The 2,796-nt window shown below is 52.9% G+C and carries 1 protein-coding gene; it reads left to right on the forward strand.

The window, feature by feature from the left end:
• Positions 1-2,796 (forward strand): efflux RND transporter permease subunit (locus tag MHN01_RS23385; protein ID WP_239413753.1); only part of this gene is annotated, 2,796 nt, incomplete at both ends.

A 2,796-nucleotide genomic window follows, 5' to 3' on the forward strand; every position in this document is an offset into this window, starting at 1 on the left:
CCAAGCTATCGGTTCGGGAAATGCCGGATGTCGAAAACCCTGTGGTTAGTATCTCGACGCGTTATGAAGGGGCCTCGGCAACCATTATGGAAAGCCGGATCACCACGGTACTGGAAGATCAGCTGTCCGGGATCAGCGGGATTGACAGTATTACATCGACAACCCGTAACGGTATTTCGCGGATCAAGATTGAGTTCGAGATGGGCTGGAACTTGACCGAAGGTGTCAGTGATGTTCGTGATGCTGTGTCACGGGCACAGCGAAGTCTACCGGATGAAGCCGACGATCCTGTGGTCTCGAAAGACAATGGCTCCGATGAACCGGCGCTGTATATCAACCTGACTTCGAGCATTATGGATCGTACCCAGCTGACTGATTATGCCGAGCGGGTGCTGATGGACCGCTTTAGCCTGATCAACGGTGTCAGTTCGGTGCAACTAAGCGGTGCCCTGTATCGGGTTATGTATGTGAAGCTGATGCCTGAACAGATGGCCGGTCGCGGGGTGACAACCAAAGATATTGTTAATGCCCTCAATGACGAGAATGTCGAGTTGCCGGGCGGGGAAGTGCGTAATGACACGACAACCATGTCGGTGCGTACCGCGCGCCTGTACCGGACGCCAGATGATTTTGCCTATCTGGTTGTGCGTACGGCCGATGATGGCACGCCGATTTATCTCAAAGATGTCGCCAAGGTATCGATTGGTGCTCAGAACGAGAACGCGACGTTCAAAAATAACGGTGTCTCTAACCTCAGTTTAGGCATGGTTACTATGACAGATGCCAACCCGCTGAATGTGGCCGCTGATGTCCATGCCGAAGTTGAGCGGATGCAACGCTTTATCCCCGAAGGGACCTCGCTGTATGTCGATTACGATTCCACGGTGTTTATCGACCGTTCTATCAGCGAAGTTTACAGCACTTTGTTTGTCACCGGGATGCTGGTGGTATTGGTACTCTATATCTTTATCGGGCAGGCAAGGGCGACCTTGATCCCGGCGATCACCGTACCAGTTTCACTGATATCTGCCTTTATGGTGGCCTACTTCTTGGGGTTCTCTATCAACCTGCTGACACTAATGGCGCTGATTTTGGCTATCGGCCTCGTTGTGGATGACGCCATTGTGGTAGTGGAGAACATCTATCACCACATTGAAAAAGGTGAGCCGCCACTGCTTGCGGCGTACAAAGGAACACGTGAAGTTGGCTTTGCCGTCGTGGCTACAACCGTTGTGTTAGTAATGGTCTTCCTGCCTATTTCCTTTATGGACGGCATGGTTGGCCCGCTGTTTACCGAGTTTTCGGTGCTGTTGGCGGTCGCGGTTATCTTCTCGTCTCTGGTTGCCCTGACGTTGAGCCCGGTGCTGGGCAGCAAGCTGCTGAAGGCCAACGTGAAGCCTGGCAAGTTTAACCTTTGGGTTGACGGAATGTTTGGCAGGTTGGAGGCGAAATATCGCCAGGTGGTGAGCTTTTCGGTGCGCTACCGATATGTTGCTCCTCTGATTGTATTGGGTTTCATTGGCTTGAGCGTTGTGCTGATGAAGTCGGTGCCTTCTCAGCTGGCGCCACAGGAAGATCGCGGGGTGATCTTTGCTTTTGTCAAAGGGGCAGAAGGGACCAGCTATAACCGTATGGTCGGCAATGTCGAGGAAGTTGAGCGTCGACTGTTGCCGATGGTGGGTGAGGGCGTGATTAAGTCTTTGTCTATCCAGACGCCGGCTTTTGGCGGCAATGCCGGGGACCAGACCGGTTTTGTAATCATGGCATTGGAGAACTGGGAAGATCGCAGCGTTTCGGCGACTGAGGCTCTTGGCATGGTGCGCAAGGCATTGCAGGGGATCCCGGATGTGCGCGTGTGGCCTTTTATGCCGGGTTTTCGTGGCGGATCTTCTGAACCGATCCAGTTTGTCCTTAACGGTGCAGACTATGATGAGCTGTTTCAGTGGGCAAGCCAGCTGATGGATATTGCCGAAGCCAGTCCGATGATGGAGGGGGCCGATCTGGACTATGCCGAAACGACGCCTGAACTGGTTGTTACTGTGAACCGTCAGCGTGCTGCAGAGCTGGGGATCCCGGTGTCCGAGGTTGCCGAGACGCTTGAAATTATGCTAGGCGGTCGTACTGAAACCACCTTTGTGGATCGCGGTGAAGAATATGATGTGTATCTGCGCGGTGATGAAAATAGCTTTAACAATGCAACGGATCTGAGCCAGATTTATGTCCGCGCCCGCTCCGGTCAACTGATCACCTTGGAATCCGTTGCTGAGGTTGAGGAAGTGGCATCGGCCCAGAAACTGAGCCATAACCAGAAGCAGAAATCGATCACCCTGAAAGCGAGTCTGGTGCCCGGTTATACCCTGGGTGAGGCGCTGGAATTTCTTGATGCCAAGGCACTGGAAATGTTGCCGAGCGATATCGTGATTGACTATGCCGGAGAATCAAAGGATTTCCGTGAGAACCAGAGCAGCATCCTGCTGGTGTTTGGTCTGGCATTGCTGGTGGCCTATTTGGTATTAGCAGCTCAGTTTGAAAGCTTTATCAACCCGATGGTGGTGATGTTGACAGTGCCGATGGGGATCTTCGGTGGTCTGGCGGGGCTGTTGATCCTGAACCAGAGCCTGAATATTTTCAGCCAGATCGGGATGATTATGCTGATTGGGATGGTGACCAAGAATGGTATCCTGATTGTCGAGTTTGCCAACCAGCTACGTGACAAGGGTGTGGCCTTCGAACAGGCGATTATTGATGCCTCGGAGCGTCGCTTGCGTCCGATCCTGATGACAGCATTTACCACCT

Origin of the sequence: Photobacterium sp. OFAV2-7 (assembly GCF_022347985.1) — a bacterium.
Taxonomy (GTDB): Bacteria; Pseudomonadota; Gammaproteobacteria; order Enterobacterales; family Vibrionaceae; genus Photobacterium.